The sequence below is a fragment of the Pseudorhizobium banfieldiae genome, from assembly GCF_000967425.1.
GTDB lineage: Bacteria > Pseudomonadota > Alphaproteobacteria > Rhizobiales > Rhizobiaceae > Neorhizobium > Neorhizobium banfieldiae.
On sequence record NZ_FO082820.1, the window covers coordinates 1,146,279 to 1,163,530 of the forward strand.

At 62.6% G+C, this 17,252-nt stretch carries 20 protein-coding genes; 7 read left to right on the plus strand and 13 right to left on the minus strand.

What is annotated here, in order from left to right; all coding sequences use genetic code 11:
* Nucleotides 1–10: 10 nt before the first annotated feature.
* Nucleotides 11–784 carry a ZIP family metal transporter gene (locus tag NT26_RS05505; RefSeq protein ID WP_244467670.1) on the minus strand — a complete coding sequence of 258 codons (774 nt, stop codon included), beginning with the start codon at nt 782–784 and terminating at the stop codon, nt 11–13.
* 176 nt (nt 785–960) lie between these two features.
* A complete protein-coding gene (locus tag NT26_RS05510) occupies nt 961–1,470 on the minus strand; it encodes a DinB family protein (RefSeq protein ID WP_052637801.1) in 510 nt (169 codons plus the stop codon).
* Between the two features lie 134 nt (nt 1,471–1,604).
* On the opposite strand from NT26_RS05510, the gene NT26_RS05515 reads away from it, so the two are divergent.
* Nucleotides 1,605–2,294 (plus strand): glutathione S-transferase family protein, encoded by a 690-nt coding sequence (locus tag NT26_RS05515; RefSeq protein WP_052637802.1) that lies wholly within the window; start codon nt 1,605–1,607, stop codon nt 2,292–2,294.
* Nucleotides 2,295–2,373: 79 nt separating this feature from the next.
* Entirely contained in the window at nt 2,374–2,796 is a 423-nt protein-coding gene (gene ndk / locus NT26_RS05520) for a nucleoside-diphosphate kinase (protein ID WP_052637803.1), read from the plus strand.
* Nucleotides 2,797–2,843: 47 nt separating this feature from the next.
* Here the strand turns inward: ndk and NT26_RS05525 are convergent, their stop codons facing one another.
* Nucleotides 2,844–3,347 carry a hypothetical protein gene (locus tag NT26_RS05525; protein WP_052637804.1) on the minus strand — a complete coding sequence of 168 codons (504 nt, stop codon included), beginning with the start codon at nt 3,345–3,347 and terminating at the stop codon, nt 2,844–2,846.
* The gene (locus NT26_RS05530) at nt 3,344–3,886 is read right to left on the minus strand and encodes a CGNR zinc finger domain-containing protein (RefSeq protein WP_052637805.1); all 543 of its coding nucleotides are present in this window, start codon (nt 3,884–3,886) and stop codon (nt 3,344–3,346) included. Before NT26_RS05530 ends, NT26_RS05525 begins: the two co-directional genes overlap by 4 nt.
* A 61-nt stretch (nt 3,887–3,947) precedes the next feature.
* Between NT26_RS05530 and NT26_RS05535 the strand changes: the two genes are divergently transcribed.
* A complete protein-coding gene (locus NT26_RS05535; RefSeq protein WP_052637806.1) occupies nt 3,948–4,844 on the plus strand; it encodes a branched-chain amino acid ABC transporter permease in 897 nt (298 codons plus the stop codon).
* On the opposite strand, the gene NT26_RS05540 is transcribed toward NT26_RS05535, so the two are convergent.
* From NT26_RS05540 to uvrC, 4 genes are all read right to left on the minus strand, one after another.
* Nucleotides 4,845–5,306 (minus strand): molybdenum cofactor biosynthesis protein MoaE, encoded by a 462-nt coding sequence (locus NT26_RS05540; protein WP_052637807.1) that lies wholly within the window; start codon nt 5,304–5,306, stop codon nt 4,845–4,847.
* A 2-nt stretch (nt 5,307–5,308) separates the two neighbouring features.
* A complete protein-coding gene (moaD, locus tag NT26_RS05545; RefSeq protein ID WP_052637808.1) occupies nt 5,309–5,563 on the minus strand; it encodes a molybdopterin converting factor subunit 1 in 255 nt (84 codons plus the stop codon).
* Between the two features lie 2 nt (nt 5,564–5,565).
* Nucleotides 5,566–6,147, minus strand: coding sequence for a CDP-diacylglycerol--glycerol-3-phosphate 3-phosphatidyltransferase (pgsA, locus tag NT26_RS05550; protein WP_052637809.1), 582 nt, complete (start codon nt 6,145–6,147; stop codon nt 5,566–5,568).
* A 91-nt stretch (nt 6,148–6,238) separates the two neighbouring features.
* Nucleotides 6,239–8,266 (minus strand): excinuclease ABC subunit UvrC, encoded by a 2,028-nt coding sequence (gene uvrC, locus NT26_RS05555; protein WP_052637810.1) that lies wholly within the window; start codon nt 8,264–8,266, stop codon nt 6,239–6,241.
* 420 nt (nt 8,267–8,686) lie between these two features.
* Between uvrC and NT26_RS05560 the strand changes: the two genes are divergently transcribed.
* Complete coding sequence (locus NT26_RS05560) at nt 8,687–9,328, plus strand: outer membrane protein (protein WP_052637811.1); 642 nt, start codon at nt 8,687–8,689, stop codon at nt 9,326–9,328.
* Nucleotides 9,329–9,383: 55 nt separating this feature from the next.
* On the opposite strand, the gene NT26_RS05565 is transcribed toward NT26_RS05560, so the two are convergent.
* A complete protein-coding gene (locus NT26_RS05565; protein WP_052637812.1) occupies nt 9,384–9,983 on the minus strand; it encodes a glutathione S-transferase in 600 nt (199 codons plus the stop codon).
* A gap of 26 nt (nt 9,984–10,009) precedes the next feature.
* Nucleotides 10,010–10,657 (minus strand): ribonuclease T2 family protein, encoded by a 648-nt coding sequence (locus NT26_RS05570; protein ID WP_052637813.1) that lies wholly within the window; start codon nt 10,655–10,657, stop codon nt 10,010–10,012.
* Nucleotides 10,658–10,745: 88 nt separating this feature from the next.
* Here NT26_RS05570 and NT26_RS05575 point away from each other — a divergent pair, with 88 nt between their 5' ends.
* A complete protein-coding gene (locus tag NT26_RS05575; RefSeq protein WP_052637814.1) occupies nt 10,746–11,687 on the plus strand; it encodes a lysylphosphatidylglycerol synthase domain-containing protein in 942 nt (313 codons plus the stop codon).
* Here the strand turns inward: NT26_RS05575 and NT26_RS05580 are convergent.
* Nucleotides 11,684–12,550 carry a 23S rRNA (adenine(2030)-N(6))-methyltransferase RlmJ gene (locus NT26_RS05580; protein ID WP_052637815.1) on the minus strand — a complete coding sequence of 289 codons (867 nt, stop codon included), beginning with the start codon at nt 12,548–12,550 and terminating at the stop codon, nt 11,684–11,686. The genes NT26_RS05575 and NT26_RS05580 overlap by 4 nt on opposite strands.
* Before the next feature lie 83 nt (nt 12,551–12,633).
* Here NT26_RS05580 and NT26_RS05585 point away from each other — a divergent pair, with 83 nt between their 5' ends.
* Entirely contained in the window at nt 12,634–14,772 is a 2,139-nt protein-coding gene (locus NT26_RS05585; RefSeq protein ID WP_152338580.1) for a molybdopterin-containing oxidoreductase family protein, read from the plus strand.
* Nucleotides 14,769–15,359 carry an NUDIX domain-containing protein gene (locus tag NT26_RS05590; RefSeq protein WP_052637817.1) on the plus strand — a complete coding sequence of 197 codons (591 nt, stop codon included), beginning with the start codon at nt 14,769–14,771 and terminating at the stop codon, nt 15,357–15,359. The genes NT26_RS05585 and NT26_RS05590 overlap by 4 nt, the downstream gene beginning before the upstream one ends.
* A 14-nt stretch (nt 15,360–15,373) precedes the next feature.
* Here the strand turns inward: NT26_RS05590 and purN are convergent, their stop codons facing one another.
* Both purN and purM read right to left on the minus strand, forming a co-directional pair.
* Nucleotides 15,374–16,051: a phosphoribosylglycinamide formyltransferase gene (gene purN, locus NT26_RS05595; protein ID WP_052637818.1), complete on the minus strand. Its 678-nt coding sequence runs from the start codon at nt 16,049–16,051 to the stop codon at nt 15,374–15,376.
* Entirely contained in the window at nt 16,048–17,121 is a 1,074-nt protein-coding gene (gene purM, locus NT26_RS05600; RefSeq protein ID WP_052637819.1) for a phosphoribosylformylglycinamidine cyclo-ligase, read from the minus strand. Before purM ends, purN begins: the two co-directional genes overlap by 4 nt.
* Nucleotides 17,122–17,252: the final 131 nt, after the last annotated feature.

Here is a 17,252-nt window from a genome sequence, read left to right on the forward strand (position 1 = left end):
CGTGGCTCGCTCACCCGAGCCAGACGTCGAGGAACAGCATGAGCACCAGCCCGACGGCAAGGCCAAAAGTCGCCTGCTTCTGATGGCCGCTGCGGTGGGTTTCGGGGATGATTTCGTGGCTGATCACATAGAGCATGGCGCCCGCAGCGAATGCGAGTGCCCAGGGCAGCAGCGGTTGTGACACGGTGACCAGTGCTGCACCGATGAGCCCACCGACCGGCTCGACGAGGCCGGTGAGCGTGGCAATGACGAACGAACGCCACTTGCTATAGCCTTGCGCGAGGAGCGAAACAGCGACCGCAAGTCCCTCCGGCGCATTCTGAAGGCCGATTCCGACGGCGAGCGGCAGCCCGCCTTCGATGCCGTTGGCCCCGAAGCCGACGCCGACGGCCAGCCCCTCCGGGACGTTGTGGATCGTGATGGCGATGACGAAGAGCCAGATCCGGCGCACCGAGGCGCTGCTCGGCCCCTCGCGTCCGCTGTCGAAGTGCTCGTGCGGCAGAAACTCGTTCATCAGCGAAACCGTGCCCATGCCGACAAGGATGGCGATACAGGCAATCGCCGCGGGTATCGCTCCCGCACCGAAGCGCTGCTCCGCCGCTTCGAGTGCCGGAATGATCAGCGAGAAGAAGGACGCCGAAAGCATCACTCCCGCGGCGAAGCCAAGCGACAGATCGCGGAAGGCGCCGCCCGGTCGCCGCCCGAAAAGCACAGGCAGCGCGCCGACGGCGGTGCATAGGCCGGCCAGCAGGCTCCCGAGGACGCCGAGCAACAGTGGAGACATCTCTTCAATCATCGCGCGTGACCATGGCCTTGTGGCAGCAAGGAGCGAACCGATGTGGAGCGTCAGCCGCCGGAACAGAGGCGTCAGATATGGGAGGCAAGAGCCACGTCAACGCGGACTGTCTCCGTCATCGTGGCATCGCCGGGTTGGTCTGGCACGGCAGACCCCGGTGCGCACTACATCCACCGGGAGCCATCGCTGCGGAGGAAATAGACGAGGTCCAGCACCAGCGACGGTCCGCCGAGCGATGTCAGGATGGCATGGACTTGGCCGCGGTGATGGGTCTGGTGGTTGAACACGTGGGAGAGAACAGGCCCGAGCGGCTGCGTTATGGTGGTCGGATTGGAGATGGTCGTGTAGGTGAAGTCTCCGGCAATCCGCTCGTCGTTCAGGCCATCGACGAAGCCGATGATCCGCTGGTCCTCGGCGGCTCGAGCGTCTCGAAGAGCGGAAAAATCATCGAAAAGAACGACATCCAGTGCCTTCGGTGCCTCTCCTTGCACGGTCATCCGGCTCATCCAGATACGGTCCGCCACCAGCAGGTGGTTGAGCGTGCGATGGATCGAACCGAAGAACGCACCCGCGTCGGCGCGGTAGTCCTCGTCGCTCAGGTCTTCGCATGCGGCGTAGACGCGGCGATTGGCCCAGCGATTATAGTCGGCAAACATCTGGAAATGGCGGCGCATTGCATCCTCCTGGTTCGCCGCATCTTAGCCCGATCGGAATGTCGGCGGGATGATTGCATCTATGAATTTTGCTGATTGGATATGCGGGCGCCGCTCGGTCACAATCGGTATGATTTCAAGCGATCGGAGACTCCATGACCCGTGTCCTTTATTCCCTCTGCGGCCGTGACGAGAACCGCCCTTTCTCCCCGCACTGCTGGAAGGTCTCCATGGCCCTGGCTCACAAGGGCCTGGATTTCGTCGAGCGGCCCTATCCGTTCACTGCCATACCCGAAATAGAGGAGGGGTTCTCAAAGACCGTCCCCATCCTTCGCGACGGGGATCGGCTGGTGCGCGACAGTTTCGAGATCGCCGTCTATCTGGATGAGACCTATCCGGATCGTCCGACGCTGTTTGGCGGGGAGGGTGGCAGGGTCCTGTCGCGCTTTGTCGAGAGCTTTTCGCAGATGGTCCTCCACATGCCTGTAACGAAGATGGCGATCATGCACATCCACGACATGCTGGATACGCCGGACCAAGAGTACTTTCGGGCCAGCCGGCTCGATCGTCTGGGCAAGGAAATCGAAGCCGTCGCCGCAGAGGGCGACGCGGAGCGGGAGACCTTTGCTGCGAGGCTCGAGCCCGTCCGCCGCACGCTGCATTTCCAGCCGTTCCTGGGCGGCGACAGCCCGCTGTTTGCCGATTACATCCTCTTCGGTGCCTTGCAGTGGATGCGGGTGACAGCCGGCCCGCCTCCCTTGGCGGCGGACGATTCCGTCATGCAGTGGTTCGAGCGCTGCCTTGACCTTCATGATGGTCTCGGACGGCGTGTGACGGCCGCGTGAAATTCCCGGGAGGCCCTTGTTTCCAGAGCAGAGGGCGGGTAAACACCGCCCACTTTCTCGGGAAACAAAGGAATTGACGATGGCGATTGAACGCACGTTTTCGATGATCAAGCCGGACGCCACCAAGCGCAACCTGACGGGCGCCATCACCAAGGTGTTCGAAGACAACGGCCTGCGCGTCGTTGCCTCCAAGCGCGTCTGGATGAGCAAGCGCGAAGCGGAGGGCTTTTACGCCGTTCACAAGGATCGCCCCTTCTTCGGCGAACTCGTCGAAGGCATGACCTCTGGTCCGACCGTGGTCCAGGTTCTGGAAGGCGAGAACGCAATCCTGAAGAACCGCGAGATCATGGGCGCGACCAACCCGGAACAGGCTGCCGAAGGCACCATCCGGAAGCAGTTCGCACTTTCGATCGGGGAAAACTCGGTTCACGGTTCCGACGCTCCGGAAACCGCTGCCCAGGAAATCAAGTACTGGTTTGCAGACACCGAAATCGTCGGCTGATCTGCCGTCAGATGATCTGGAAAAGCCGGCCGTCGCGCCGGCTTTTTTCATTTGGGGCAGGACTCGGGAGAGAAATCGGTCGAACCGTCGGGCCTGAACACCTCCGGGTTCCGGTCGTAGGCAGGGCCTAGCGAAAGCGGCTTCGCGGGCAGTACGTCCTGGTCGACATTCGATGCGATAGTTGTCTTGATCATCTGCAGCTCGTCGCCCCCCTGGTCGAGCAAGCGGATCGTGACGCTATAGGGCTTTCCCTTCTTCACGCAGTGCACCGGAGTGCTTTCCAGGACGATCTTCTCCATTGTCGGAAACAGCTTCTGCTCCACCGTCAAAGGCGACCCGCCGCGAGGATCCTCGAAACTTGCCTCGGCCACACCGCCTTCCGGCAGGGGAGCCAGTTTGCGCAGCGTGACGAGGTAGGTCGCCCGTGCCACCCGATAGTTGAACACGAAGATCTTGCCCGAAAGCTCCACGACGTCCTGATCCGCCTTATCCCGCTGGCAGGCGGCAAGGGTAATCAAGGCCATCATCGCAACCACCCAACGCTTCCTCAAGGCATCGCCTCCTTCTTGCGCCGGTAGTGGCGGTTCGCCTTCACGCGGTTGCCGCAAACGGCCATGTCGCACCAGGTGCGGCTCCTATTGCGGCTCCGGTCGACGAACAGCCAGCCGCAATTGCCGCAGATCTTCAGGCGGTCGGTCTCCGCCAACAGGCGTAGCGCCGAGCGAGCCGTTGCCGCCTCGAGCGTCGCCTCGCTTGCGGACTGCTTCAGCATTCGTGCGCAAGCCTGCAGCAGGTTGGCGAGCAGCACGCGATCGTCATGGCCTTCGACGCGGCGGCGGAAATAACCGTCGATCGCCTCACGCAGGGCGAGGAAATCCTTCCGGTTCGGCTCCGCGACCGGCTTGATTTCTCCGAACAGAGCCCGCTCTGCCGAGAATTCCGCTGCAGCAGCGGAGAAGGCCTGCATTTGCTCGGTGACCTCAAAGCGGTCTGTACGGCGGGCCGGATCGGAGCGCAGGATGACGCTGTTGGCAACATCGAGAGCAAGGGCGCCACCCGAAAATCGATGGGGAGTCCAAGTGAAGATCATGTCTCTATTATAACCACCAAAAGTCGTTTGACCAGCTACATGAATGGTGGAATCCTGCGGCATGAGCTACCTTCTGCAGCAGATCGCGAATGCCGTGCCGCTTGCGACACTCTATGCCACCCTTGCCTTCGGCTATGCGATCGCCTTTGCAGTGACGCGGCGCGCCGACATCACCTATGGAGCGATCTTCGCCTTCTCCGGGCACCTTTATGTGTTGGTCGCCCACTTCGGGTGGAATGAACTTCGGCTCGTCCTGCCGGCCGCGCTGGCGCTGGGCGCTCTGGCCGCTCTCAGCGGCGGTGTGGCGACCGGCTTGGTCAGTGGCCGGTTCATCATCCGACCTCTGGCGAGCGTCTCTCCGAACGCTGTCATTGTCGGCTCGCTGGGGCTCGTGCTCGTCCTGATGGAGGGGGCGCGGCTTGCCGCGCAAACCCGCGAGCTCTGGCTACCACCGCTGATGAAGGAGCCGATCGTGCTATGGTCGGGCGAGGGCTTTCCGGTCACGCTGACGACCCTCCAGTGTCTCAGCACGGCGATCCTCCTGCTGCTGCTTGGAATGGGCGCGGTCCTACTTGTCAGGAGCACCTGGGGAAGGCGATGGCGGGCGGTCTCGGAGGATTCACGGGCTGCCGAAATGTGCGGGGTCGATGCCCGAACGGTCTTCGTCATTTCCTATGCCGCCGCGGCACTCATGGCTTCGATCTGTGGTATCCTTGCCACCTCCTACTACGGCACGATGGATTTCGGCGCAGGCCTTGTCTTCGGGCTCAAGGTGGTATTGATCGCGGCTGCGGGCGGCCACGCCAATCCGATCCGGGCCGCGGGCGGCGCCGCCGTGATCGGCTTCGCGGAGACCTTGTGGGCAGGCTACGGTCCCATCGTGTGGCGAGATCTGGTGATCGTCGGCGGCCTCGTGGCCGTGCTGGTCATGAGCCGCCGGGAGCGGATCGTGCCGTGACTACCGCCACTTCTCCCGCGCTCGATCATCGGCATCCTTGGCGGAGACCCAGTCACCTGCCGTGCCGTCGGCCTTGTGCTCCTTCTTCCAGAAGGGTGCGGAGGTCTTGAGGTAGTCCATCATGAGGCTTGCGCCGTCGAACGCGGCCTGCCGGTGCGGGGCTGCGGCGATCACCAGCACGATGTTTTCACCCGGCGCGATCTTTCCATATCGGTGGATGGCGGTCAGGCCCTGGAGCGAGAACCGCTCGATCGCGAGGTCTGCGATCCGCTGCATCTCGGCCTCGGCCATTCCCGGGTAATGCTCCAGTTCCAGCGCCGAAAGTGCGCCCTGCTCGTCACGGCAGAGGCCCGTGAACGTAACGACGGCGCCGATGCCGGTTCGCCCTCTGGTTAGCGCATCGATCTCCGACTGAAGGTCGAAATCCTGCATCTGGACCCGGATGAGGGGTGCTTCGGTCATGCTCAGCCGCCCGTCATCGGCGGAAATATGCCGATTTCGCGGGGGGTGCCGATCTTCTCGTGGTGCTCGACATGCTCCTGGTCAAGCGCCACCCGGATGACCTCAGGATACTGCAGTGCCGCCTCGTACTCCTCACCGAGCGTCTTCAGGTGGACCAGAAGATCGCGCACGGTCTTTACGTCGTCGGGCAGTTCGATCTCTTCCTCCGGCTTGCCGATCCGCTCACGCACCCAGGCGAAATAGATGAGCTTGGTCATGGTCAGTCCACCATGTGCTTGAGGCCAGCCTTGAAGTAGTCGTAGCCGGTGTACATCGTCAGCACGGCGGCCACCCACAGCAGGCCGATCCCCATTTCGGTCGTATAGGGCAGGACCTTGTCACCGGCGGGACCTGCCAACAGGAAGGCGATCGCCACCATCTGGATCGTGGTCTTCCATTTCGCGATGCGGGTGACCGGTACCGCCACCTTCAGCGCCGCCAGGTATTCGCGCAGGCCGGAGACCAGGATCTCGCGGCACAGGATGACGATTGCCGCCCAGATCGACCAGCCGGCAATGGTTCCATCGGCAGCCATGAGAAGCAGCACCGAGGCGACGAGCAGCTTGTCGGCGATCGGATCCAGCATGCGGCCGATATTGGACGTCTGGTTCCAGATCCTCGCCAGATAGCCGTCGAGATAGTCCGTGATCGAGGCGACCGCGAAGAGGATAAGAGCGGTCCATCGCGCAAAATCCGAGCTCGCGAGACGCCCTTCGACAAAGAAGCAAAGGACGATGATCGGCACGGCGACGATGCGCGCATAGGTCAGGAGATTGGGAATGTTGTATGCGCGCGATGCCATTTCATAACCTGCTGCTTGACTTCTTCTAGTTGGCCCTTCCTGCTGCGGGCGTCAACATGCGGGACGGTCTTCGAAGGCTCATTTCGCGACATCAGCCCGGCTGCTTCTCATGGAAGTGGTGATAGACCATCCGCGCGACCGTTTCCGAAATGCCTTCCACCGCCATCAGGTCGTTGAGGCCGGCACGGGAAACAGCCTTTGCCGTGCCGAAGTGCTGGAGCAGCTTGCGCTTGCGGCCTGGACCGATCCCCGCGATCTCGTCGAGCGGGTTCTTGACCATCTCCTTCTTGCGGCGCGCCCGGTGGGAGCCGATGGCGAAGCGGTGTGCTTCGTCGCGCATGCGTTGCACGAAGTAGAGCACCGGATCGCGCGGCGGCAGCGAGAAATCACTGCGCCCGTCGGCGAAGAAGCGTTCGCGCCCGGCGTCGCGATCGACGCCCTTGGCAACACCGATTGCGGTTACCACGTCGCGGATGCCGAGCTCGTCGAGGATCGCCCGCACCGCCGTCATCTGCCCTTGGCCGCCGTCGATCAGGATCACGTCCGGCCATGCGGGGAAGGGGGCGTCCGCGTCTTCCGCACCGATCTGCGTCCGATCCGGAATGCCTTCCTCCTTGATGAGTCGCGAGAACCGGCGCGTCATGACCTCGCGCATCATGCCGAAATCGTCGCCGGGGGTGATCTCCGTCGATTTGATGTTGAACTTGCGATACTGGTTCTTCACGAAGCCTTCGGGCCCCGCCACCACCATGCCGCCTACGGCATTGGTGCCCATGATGTGCGAGTTGTCGTAGATTTCGATGCGCCGCGGGACGTAGGAAATGCCAAAGGTCTCCGCGAAACCCTTCAATAGCCGCGCCTGCGAAGAGGTTTCTGCCAGCTTGCGCCCATGTGCCTCTCGGGCGTTGCCGAGTACATGCTCGACCAGATCCCGCTTCTCACCGCGCTGCGGCACCGAAATGGTCACTCGCTGGCCGGCCTTTTCGCAGAAGGCCAGGGCGAGCAGTTCCTGCTCCTCGACCGTCTCGGAGAGCAGGATATGCCTTGGCACCGGCTTGTCGTCATAAAACTGCGCCAGGAACGCATTCAGCACTTCGGCGCCCGACATCTGCGGGTCGGCCTTCGGGAAATAGGCCCGGTTGCCCCAGTTCTGGCCGGTGCGGAAGAAGAACACCTGGATGCAGGTAAGCCCGCCTTCGTGATGTATGGCGAAGACATCCGCCTCGTCGACTCCGGAAGGATTGATCCCCTGGTGGCTCTGCACGTGAGAGAGGGCGGCGAGCCGGTCGCGGTAGATTGCTGCACGTTCGAAGTCGAGATCCTCCGACGCCTCCTGCATCTGCCGTGCGATTGCGGCCTTCACATTCTGGCTCTTGCCGGAAAGGAAGTCCTTCGCCTCTCGGACCAGTTCCGCATAGCCCTCGTCGCTGATCTCGTGGGTGCAGGGACCGGAGCAGCGCTTGATCTGATAGAGCAGGCAAGGTCGTGTCCGGGTCTCGAATACGCTGTCAGTACAGGTTCGCAGAAGAAAGGCGCGCTGCAGGGAGTTGATCGTCCGGCCCACCGCGCTCGCAGAGGCGAAGGGGCCGAAATAGTCACCCTTGCGTGCTCGCGCGCCGCGGTGCTTGAAGATCGCCGGTGCCCGGTGGTCGCCGGTGATCATGATATAGGGAAACGACTTGTCGTCGCGCAGAAGCACGTTGAAGCGTGGGCGCAACCGCTTGATGAGGTTCGCCTCCAGCAGAAGCGCCTCGGTCTCGGTGCGCGTCGTGACGAACTCCATGTGGGTCGTCTCGCGCACCATGCGCGACAGCCGATTTGAATGGACGCGACCCTGCGCGTAATTGCCGACGCGCTTCTTGAGGCTGCGCGCCTTGCCGACATACATGACGTCGCCGGCCTCGTTGAACATGCGGTAGACGCCGGGCGCATTCGGCAGGTGCTTGACGAATTCGGCGATCAGATCGGCGCCCTTCAGGCCGCTCTCGTTCTTCCAGCCCTCGCTCCAGTCGACACCGAGTGCCCGCTCGACCTGCGGCTCGGCAGCGGCGACGTCGTCCTCGTCATCTTCGGTTTCATCATAAAGGACGCCGCCATCCGGCAGCTTGGCTGAACTCATCCCATCCTCTTCGTCCGCTGGCCTGCATTGCCGTGGCGCGACGGCATGCAGCCCGGACCTCGAATCGCGACCTGGTGAATGCCTAGAGGTAGTGCCTCAGGGCCGACAATAAAAGACGACCATCCGAAGCGATGATTCTCGCCGGAAGAATTGCTTGCGATTATGTGAACAAAAGCCAGCATGGAGCGAAGAGGAGGGCGCTCTTTGGCGTCTCGGGTCGGGTTGTAAAATCATGGTTAAAAAACAGTATGTTGCCGCAATGTAACATCACTGTTTCGCCGTTCCGGCGCCACAATCAATTCATAGTTCGGCTCTTTCTTGTCCGCATTTCCCAAACATCTTCGTCTCCAGCGGGCCGGGAGCAAGTCCTGCGGCATTCTCGTCGCGACACATTCCGGCGCAGCAAAAAGGAGAGTTTTTATGCGTATTCTGATCGCAACCCTGATGGCTTCGGCCGCAACCCTCGCAGGCCTCTCGGCCGCCAATGCGGCTGATGCCGTCGAGCAGATCCCGGAAGCCCCGGTCGCCTATGAGCAGCCGGCTCCCGTAAAGGACTGGAGCGGCGCGTATATCGGTGGCTACGGCGCCTATGACTGGGGTCGCTTCGACGGTGATCGCGAAGGTGCGTTCGGTGGCGGCGTGTTCGGCGGCTACAACATGCAGAGCGGCCAGATCGTTTACGGCGTCGAGGCTGATGCCGGTTACAACGGCGAGGAAGCGGATGCCGCTCCGGGCGTTGAAGGCAAGGCCGGCTGGAACGGTTCGGTCCGTGCCCGCGTCGGTTATGACCTCAACCCGTTCCTTCTCTACGGTACGGCCGGTGTGGCACTGCAGGACAACAAGCTCACCGACACGACGACCGGCGAATCCGATAACAAGACCGCCGTCGGCTACACCGTCGGTGCAGGCGTCGAGGCGCTGGTGACGGACAACATCACCACCCGCGTCGAGTATCGCTACACTGACTTCGGCAGCGATACCTATGATCTGGGCGGCGGCACCTCCGTTTCCAGCGGTTACGACGACCACAGCGTCAAGGTCGGTATCGGCGTCAAGTTCTGATCGCTCATACTGCGAGAAAGGAATGCCGGCGGCCGTGGCTGCCGGCATTTTCGTGTCAGGCGCTGGTCTTCAGCACATCGAAGTCCGGAAATCGCTGCTGGAAGGCCGCGGGCCAAGCGGCGAGTTCAGGCCGCCCCTCCCGCCAGTTCTTCTCGGCAAACCGCAGGTCGAGATAGCTCAGCAGTGCGGCGAGCGCGAAATGGCCACCGTTGAGCTTCCTGCCTGTCTTGGGCAGGTGCGCATCGAGGAAATCGAGCCCACGGCTGACCTTGCCCCACTGCTTGTCGATCCAGGGCTGGTGGACGAGTTCCTCTGGCCTGCTGCGACGCTCGTTCATGATGGCGAGCAGGCTGTCCATCATTCCGTCGCAGAGTGACTCCAGCACGTCGGCATTGGCCCGCTTCGGGTCCTTTCGGGGATAGAGCTTCCCGCCCGACAGGCGGTCGAGATAGTGCATGATCGCGACACTGTCGTAGATCGGCGGCTCATCCTTGCGCAGCAGGGTAGGGATCTTGCCCAGCGGATTGCTGTCCAGCAGTTCCGGTGGCGCCGCCGCGGTCTCCACCTTCACGGCATCAAGTTCGATCCCGACATGCCGGGCGGCCATCCGCACTTTTGCAGCATAAGGGGAGGCTGGAGAATAAAGAAGCTTCATGGCGCGGTCCTTGCTGTCTTGAACGTTTATTCGGCGGGGGGCAGTTCGACCCGATCGAGGCGGCAGCCGCCACGGTCAACCTCTGCACAATCACGGAAACGAAATTCCTTTGTCAGGCAGATGCGGATCTCCTTCAGACGCTGCCCTTCGCAACTGATGGCGATCCCGCTCGTCGACATGCCGGGATTGGCCGCCACGAAACTCCGCTCGATTTCCGCTGCCGGCAGTGTCAGGCGTGCTTCACCGTCGGAAACCTTCGGGGGGATTCGAATGCGCTCGAATGCCTGGCGGGTTGCACTGAAATACCCGCGTTGCGTCAGCCCGCTGCAACTGCCGTGCTTGCGCCACTGGTGACCGATCAGCCCCATCGACGGCATGATGTCGAAGACGATGTTTCCGACAGAGCGCGGCACGCGCTGCGGCTCCTGGCTTCGGCAGTATTGGGGATAGCCGCGTTCATGCTGCGGCCATAGTCCGTGGACGACGAAACGGAATTCCTCATCACCGCTGCATTGCGGGGAACGGCTCGGGCCTTTCTGGGTTGCGCAATAGGTCGGCGACCAGGAAAGCGACAGGACATAGAAGTCGAAGCTCTGGGATCTGGCCAAACCCGCGGAAGAAAAGAGCAGAAGGATAGCAATTGGTAGCAGTCGGATGTGAAAAGGTTGATCCATCACATCATTCCCTTCAATGTGCCCGAGTCAGTGTCTGCCCTGCATTCGCTGGGACCATTCGAGGGAGAGAGAAGAGCGGCAAAGCTGGATGACCTTGAAAAAATACTTGTGGCCTGTCGTCGGCGGCGCGACGATAGCCGTTTGTGGCTGGCTTCTCTACAAGGAATTGCGTGGGCTCTCTCTGGACGACGTCTGGGATAGCTTGACGGCAATTTCCCCCACCCACTGGGTACTCGCGGGGCTCTCGACGCTCGTCGCCTATGCGGCGCTCGCGGGTTATGACCGGATTGCGCTCATGCATCTCGGCCGGTCGGTGAACCTGTGGTTTATTACCGTTACCTCCTTCACGACCTACGCGCTCTCCCACAATATTGGTGCATCGGTCATCTCGGGCGGCGTGGTTCGTTACCGTGCCTATTCGTCCAAGGGGTTGAGCGGGCGTGAGATAGGCGGGCTTATTGCCATTTGTTCCTTCACCTTCGCACTTGGCACGCTGCTTCTGGCAGGCGTGGTCCTCATCCTGAAGCCGCACATCACCGATCGCTTCGGCGAGGGCTTCCCTCTTAGCGTCTCCTCCGCCACCGGCTACGGAATTCTGGTGCTGATAGGAATCTATGTCGCGGTCAGTTTTCTGCGCCCCCGTCCGATCACAATAGGATCGACGCAGTTGACCTATCCATCGCCGAAAGTGGTCCTCTCCCAGATGGTCATTGGGCCGGTAGAGTTGATCGGCGCGGCAGGCATTATCTATTTTGCCCTTCCAGAGGCCGGCAATCCCGGCTTCATCGTCGTTCTCGGCATTTTCCTGGCGTCCTTTTCGGCAGCCTTGATCTCGCATGCGCCGGGCGGGCTCGGCGTACTGGAACTCGTGTTCGTCATGGGACTTCCGGACATGGACCCGGCCGATGTGATCGCGGCTCTTCTCGTCTTTCGGCTGTTCTACCTGCTGATCCCCTTTGCCATGGCGCTCGGAGTGATTTTCGTCTTCGAGAGGACGCAGTTCCGCGCCGGGCGGAGCGCCGAACCCTAGCGTTCTTCGGGCTGCGTCTCTCCGCGGAGCCAGAAGGCGCGCTGCGATGCAAATCGATCCTGGGCCAGCACCTGTTTGAGCACCGGCAGCAGCGCGTGCAACTCGTCCTTCAGCGTGAAGGGCGGGTTGACGATGATGAGGCCCGAACCTGTTAGCCCAGTGGTCTCCCGGTCGCTGCGTACCGAGAGCTCCGCGCACAGCATCTTCGGGATGTCGAGATCCTGCAGTGCCTGGTGAAAATCCTTGATAGGCGCGCCCTTCTTCAGAGGGTACCACAGGCAATAGGTGCCGCCGGGGAAGCGGCGATAGGCGCCTGCCAGCCCCTTCACCAGCCGCTCGTATTCGTCCGGCTCCTCGAAGGGTGGGTCGACGAGGATGATCCCGCGCTTCTCCTTGGGTGGCAGATGGGCGCCCAACGCCAGCCAGCCGTCCAGTTCCGTCACGCGGACCTGGTAATCGCCCTCGAACAGCCGCGCCAAGCGATTGTGATCGTCCGGATGGAGTTCCATCGCCGACAGCCGGTCCTGCGGCCGGAACAGCATGCGGGCGAGCTTCGGCGATCCCGGATAGAGCCTTACGCCGCCGTCAGGATTGAGGCTTCGCACCGCCGACAGGTAGGGTGAGAGAAGCTCCGCGACTTGCGGCTGAAGCTCGGCTTCCATCAGGCGGCCGATCCCCTCTCGCCATTCGCCCGTCTTCTGGGCCTCCTCGGAGGAGAGGTCGTAGAGGCCGATACCCGCATGCGTGTCGAGCACGCGAAAGGCCTTGTCCTTCTTCTGCATGTAGAGGACGAGGCGCGCCAGCACTGCATGCTTCAGCACGTCGGCGAAGTTGCCCGCGTGGTAGATGTGCCGATAGTTCATGACCGCTTCTGCCCCGGATGAATAAATTTGATAGGCCGCAGATCGCGCTTTTTGCGGCTTCAGCCTTCGCATATAGAAAAGCGATGAACCTTGCGATCCCGATCGCGGCAAGAGCCGCCTCCAATGTCACGCGCGTCGGCCACACCGTCTGTCCGCACGACTGCCCTTCGGCCTGCGCGCTGGACGTCGATCTCACGGCTGAGGGCAGGATCGGCCGCGTCCGTGGTTCGGCCGAAAACACCTATACCGCCGGCGTGATCTGCGCCAAGGTCGCCCGCTATAGCGAGCGCATCTACCACCCGAAGCGCCTGCTGACGCCGAAGCGCCGGCTGGGAGCCAAGGGCGAAGGGGCCTGGCAGGAGATTTCCTGGGAGGCGGCGCTCGATGAGATCGCCAATGCCTTCGTCAAGGCGGAGGCGCAGCACGGCTCGGAGGCTGTCTGGCCCTATTTTTACGCCGGCACCATGGGTCAGGTGCAGCGCGATTCCATCGAGCGCCTGCGCCACGCCAAGAAATATTCCGGTTTCTTCGGCTCTATCTGCACCAACATGGCGTGGACCGGCTACGTCATGGGTACCGGTGCGCTGCGGGGGCCCGATCCGCGCAAGATGGCTAAGTCCGACTGCGTCGTCATCTGGGGGACGAATGCTGTCTCCACCCAGGTCAACGTGATGACCCATGCGGTGCGGGCGCGTAAGGAGCGCGGCGCTCCGATCGTCGTCATCGACATCTACGACAACCCGACGATGAAGCAGGCCGACATGGGCCTGATCCTGAAGCCGGGTACCGACGCGGCGCTTGCCTGCGCCGTCATGCATGTCGCCTTCCGCGACGGATATGCCGATCGAGAGTACATGGCGAAGTTTGCCGATGACCCGGCCGGGCTTGAGGCTCATCTCAGGATGAAGACGCCGGAATGGGCGTCCGCCATTACCGGCCTGACGGTGGAGGAAATCGAAGCCTTCGCCCGCCTCGTCGGCACCACGAAGAAGACCTTCTTCCGCCTCGGTTACGGCTTCGGGCGCCAGCGCAACGGCACGGTCTCCATGCACGCCGCGCTGTCGGTCGCGACGGTCCTCGGTTCCTGGCAGTACGAGGGCGGCGGCGCCTTCCACAACAACGGCGACATCTTCCGCCTGAACAAATCGGAGCTGATGGGCACGGCCTATGCCGATCCCGACATCCGAATGCTCGACCAGTCGCAGATCGGCCGCGTGCTGACGGGGGATGCCGACGCGCTGCGCCACCGCGGACCGGTGACGGCGCTGCTGATCCAGAACACCAACCCCGTCAACGTCGCGCCGGAGCAGCGCCTCGTGAAGCAGGGGTTTGCACATGATGAACTGTTCGTCGCCGTCCACGAGCAGTTCCTGACCGAGACGGCCGAGATGGCCGACGTCGTGCTGCCGGCAACGATGTTCCTGGAGCATGACGACCTCTATCGCGCCGGCGGCCAGAACCACATCCTGCTTGGCCCGAAGCTTGTGGAGCCGCCGGATACGGTGCGGCCCAACCTTTTCGTTATCGAGGAACTGGCCAAGCGCCTTGGCGTCTCGCATTTCCCGGGCTTCGGTCTATCGGAACGCGAGCACATCGACCGCATGCTCGCCGCCAGCGGTTGGCCCGGCTACGACAGCCTGACCCTGCAGCGCTGGATCGATGCGCAGCCGGATTTCGAGACGGCGCATTACCTCAGGGGCTTCGGCTATCCGGACGGGAAATTCCGCTTCAGCCCCGATTGGGAGAACGGCCCGTCGCCCAATCGTCCGCCGAAGAGCCTCGGACCCATGGGCCCGGTGGCGGCCCTGCCGAGGTTTCCCGACTACGTCCCGGTGATCGAGGAGGCCGATGCCGAGCATCCCTTCCGGCTGGCAACGTCGCCCGCCAGAAACTTTCTCAATTCGACCTTTGCCGAAACGCCGACCTCCGCCCAGAAGGAAGGCCGGCCGGAAGTGATGATAGAACCATCCGACGCGCTTCGCCTTGGGATCCTCGATGGCGACATCGTCCGCCTCGGCAACACGCGCGGCGAGATCCGCCTGCATGCGCGCGTTGTGCCCGGCGCCAAACCGGGTGTGCTGATCGCCGAGGGTCTCTGGCCCAACAAAGCGCATCTCGACGGAGAGGGGATCAACGTTCTCACCGGCGCCGACGCCGTCGCTCCCTATGGGGGTGCGGCCTTTCATGACAATCGCGTCTGGCTGCGCAAGGATATCGCATGAGCAAACTGGAGAATGCAATGGTCGAGATCGTCGAGGACAAGACGCTCTCGGACGACTGGTACCACCTGCGCAAGGTGACCTTCGACTACACGAACTCCCGTGGCGAAGTTCACCGTCTCTCGCGCGAATGCTATGACCGCGGACACGGCGCGACGATCCTTCTCTATGATCCGCAGCGGCAGGTCGTCGTTCTCGTCAAGCAGTTCCGGATGCCAGCTTACGTGGCCGGCCATTCCGGTTGGGTGATCGAGACTCCGGCCGGCCTTCTGGATGGCGACCACCCGGAGGAAGCGATCCGTCGTGAAGCAGTCGAGGAAACCGGTTACGAAGTACGCGACGTCCGCTTCCTCTTCGAGTGCTTCATGTCGCCCGGCGCTGTCACCGAGCGCATCCACTTCTTCTACGCACCCATCGACCTCAGCCACCAGGTGCATGACGGTGGTGGCCTGGACGAGGAGCACGAGGATATCGAGGTTCTCGAAATCCCGCTCGACAATGCCTTGGCCATGATCGGCACCGGCGAGATCTGCGACGGCAAGACGATCATGCTCCTACAGTGGGCGGCACTGAACCGGGAAAGACTGTAGGCGTCCCCGAACCCTCAGAGCCCGCCGGAGATCAGCGTCTGTTCCGCAAGCGCCGTGGCAGCGCCCGGCGTCGTCACAGCGCGCCTATCCTCCATCCGCACCTTGCCCTCCGCCACCAACTTCAGCGCCAGCGGATAGAGTTGATGCTCTACCGTCAGGATGCGCGTGGCGAGCGTCTCGGCCGTATCCTGGGCCAGCACCGGAACGGCCGCCTGTGCAATAATCGGTCCCTCGTCCATTCCCTCGGTCACGTAATGCACGGTGCAGCCGGCGATCTTCATGCCTGCGTCAATGGCGCGCTGGTGGGTGTGTAGGCCGGGAAAGAGCGGTAGCAGGGAAGGGTGGATGTTGAGGATATTCCCTTCGTGCCGGCGGGTGAAGTCGGCGGAGAGGAGCCGCATGTAGCCGGCAAGGCAGATGATGTCAGGACCGATCTCGGCGAGCGCTGCGAGGATTGCCTCTTCATGCTCAGCCTTGCTCGCGAACGCCTTCCTCTCGAAGACCTTCGTCGGGATCCCGAGCGCCTCGGCCTTTGCCAAGCCGTCGGCGGAAGTTTTGTCGGAGATGACGCAGGTGATCTCTGCCGGCCACTCCGGCGCCTCGCAGGCCTTCGCCAGCGTCAGCATGTTTGAGCCGCCGCCAGAGATGAAGACGACGACGCGTTTCCGGCTGTGGCTCTCGGCCGGGGTCATAGGGCAAGCGTGCCCTGGTAGATGACACCGGGTCCACCTTCCGCACGAGACACCATCCGGCCGAGCGGCACCACGACCTCGCCCTCTGCGGACAGGACGTCGGTAACGGCCTGGGCATTCTCGGCAGCCACCACGACGATCATGCCGATGCCGCAGTTGAAGGTTCGCAGCATTTCTTTCGCCTCGACGCCGCCCGTTTTTGCGAGCCAGGAGAAGACGGGCGTTACAGGGATTGAGTCGAGATCGACTTCCGCTGCAAGGTTGGCCGGCAGCACGCGCGGAATGTTTTCAGGGAAGCCGCCGCCGGTAATGTGCGCCAGTGCTTTGATCGCGCCCGTCTCGCGGATTGCCCTGAGCAGCGGCTTGACATAGATGCGCGTCGGCGTCAGCAGCGCCTCGCCGAGCTTCTTGCCGTCCGCGAACGGTGCGGCGTCTTCCCAGCCGAGCTTTGACACCGAGACGATCTTGCGCACCAGCGAAAAGCCGTTCGAATGGACACCGGATGAGGTCAGCCCAAGGATGAGGTCGCCGTCTGCGATATCGCCGACCGGCAACAACTGGCCACGCTCGGCCGCACCGACGGCAAATCCGGCCAGGTCGTAGTCGCCGCCGGCATACATGCCGGGCATTTCCGCCGTCTCGCCGCCGATCAGCGCGCACCCTGCCTGCCGGCAACCTTCGGCGATGCCGTGGACGATCGCCGCACCCTGGTCCGGATCGAGTTTGCCGGTGGCAAAATAGTCGAGGAAGAAAAGCGGCTCGGCACCCTGCACGACAAGATCGTTGACGCACATGGCGACGAGGTCGATTCCAACAGTGTCGTGGTGGTCGGCATCGATGGCGATCTTGAGCTTGGTTCCGACACCGTCATTGGCGGCGACCAGAACGGGGTCGATGAAGCCGGCGGCACGCAGATCGAACAGGCCACCGAAGCCGCCGATCTCGCCGTCTGCGCCGGGCCGGCGGGTCGAACGGACGGCCGGCTTGATCTTCTCGACCATCAGGTTTCCGGCATCGATATCGACCCCGGCATCGCTATAGGTGAGGCCGTTCCTGCCTGTCTCGCTCATCGCCTGTCTCCGCTCGCTAAGCTTCGAGGGCCATTGCACGGGTTGCGGGCTTATGCAAGCACTTCGCCAGCCTTGGCAGGGGATAGCGGGTAAGGGAGGTCGATGGACTTGACCGTCGACGCGGCGCCAGC

Bases quoted from the DNA above. Each gene is read 5' to 3' on its own strand.
- NT26_RS05505 (WP_244467670.1), bottom strand. From the start codon at position 784: ATGTCTCCACTGTTGCTCGGCGTCCTCGGGAGCCTGCTGGCCGGCCTA.
- NT26_RS05510 (WP_052637801.1), bottom strand. From the start codon at position 1,470: ATGCGCCGCCATTTCCAGATGTTTGCCGACTATAATCGCTGGGCCAAT.
- NT26_RS05515 (WP_052637802.1), top strand. From the start codon at position 1,605: ATGACCCGTGTCCTTTATTCCCTCTGCGGCCGTGACGAGAACCGCCCT.
- ndk (WP_052637803.1), top strand. From the start codon at position 2,374: ATGGCGATTGAACGCACGTTTTCGATGATCAAGCCGGACGCCACCAAG.
- NT26_RS05530 (WP_052637805.1), bottom strand. From the start codon at position 3,886: ATGATCTTCACTTGGACTCCCCATCGATTTTCGGGTGGCGCCCTTGCT.
- NT26_RS05535 (WP_052637806.1), top strand. From the start codon at position 3,948: ATGAGCTACCTTCTGCAGCAGATCGCGAATGCCGTGCCGCTTGCGACA.
- NT26_RS05540 (WP_052637807.1), bottom strand. From the start codon at position 5,306: ATGACCGAAGCACCCCTCATCCGGGTCCAGATGCAGGATTTCGACCTT.
- moaD (WP_052637808.1), bottom strand. From the start codon at position 5,563: ATGACCAAGCTCATCTATTTCGCCTGGGTGCGTGAGCGGATCGGCAAG.
- pgsA (WP_052637809.1), bottom strand. From the start codon at position 6,147: ATGGCATCGCGCGCATACAACATTCCCAATCTCCTGACCTATGCGCGC.
- uvrC (WP_052637810.1), bottom strand. From the start codon at position 8,266: ATGAGTTCAGCCAAGCTGCCGGATGGCGGCGTCCTTTATGATGAAACC.
- NT26_RS05560 (WP_052637811.1), top strand. From the start codon at position 8,687: ATGCGTATTCTGATCGCAACCCTGATGGCTTCGGCCGCAACCCTCGCA.
- NT26_RS05565 (WP_052637812.1), bottom strand. From the start codon at position 9,983: ATGAAGCTTCTTTATTCTCCAGCCTCCCCTTATGCTGCAAAAGTGCGG.
- NT26_RS05570 (WP_052637813.1), bottom strand. From the start codon at position 10,657: ATGGATCAACCTTTTCACATCCGACTGCTACCAATTGCTATCCTTCTG.
- NT26_RS05575 (WP_052637814.1), top strand. From the start codon at position 10,746: ATGACCTTGAAAAAATACTTGTGGCCTGTCGTCGGCGGCGCGACGATA.
- NT26_RS05580 (WP_052637815.1), bottom strand. From the start codon at position 12,550: ATGAACTATCGGCACATCTACCACGCGGGCAACTTCGCCGACGTGCTG.
- NT26_RS05585 (WP_152338580.1), top strand. From the start codon at position 12,634: ATGAACCTTGCGATCCCGATCGCGGCAAGAGCCGCCTCCAATGTCACG.
- NT26_RS05590 (WP_052637817.1), top strand. From the start codon at position 14,769: ATGAGCAAACTGGAGAATGCAATGGTCGAGATCGTCGAGGACAAGACG.
- purN (WP_052637818.1), bottom strand. From the start codon at position 16,051: ATGACCCCGGCCGAGAGCCACAGCCGGAAACGCGTCGTCGTCTTCATC.
- purM (WP_052637819.1), bottom strand. From the start codon at position 17,121: ATGAGCGAGACAGGCAGGAACGGCCTCACCTATAGCGATGCCGGGGTC.